General features: G+C 57.8%; 1 protein-coding gene. It reads right to left on the reverse strand.

Features of this window, described 5'->3' with window-relative positions; all coding sequences use genetic code 11:
* On the reverse strand, nucleotides 1-329 hold a 329-nt coding region (locus AC6CIA_RS26455; RefSeq protein ID WP_498316112.1), incomplete at both ends, for an immunoglobulin-like domain-containing protein.

Raw genomic sequence — 329 nt, forward strand, 5'->3', positions numbered from 1 at the left:
CGGTACCGACGGTTTCGCCGGCTTTGATGGTGATGGTCGAGTTGTTGTCCAACTTCAGAGTGACGTCGCTGCCTGCTTTGTTGGAAAGCGTAGCGGTGTAGGTGATCTGGCCACCTTCGTTGACGGAGCTAGGCGCGCTCAGTGTGACAGTGGTGGTGTCATCAGTACCCGGTGTGTCAGTGACGGTCGTGGTGACAGTGTCAGTGCCCGGAACCAGATTCTCGAAGTGCTCGCCGCCGGTCACCTTGGTGATTGCAGTGCTAACGGTTTGGTCGCCGGCATACACATCATTTGGCGCGAGAACCGAAACGGTACCGCTCGACTGGTTC

Source organism: Pseudomonas sp. GQ91, assembly GCF_059758795.1.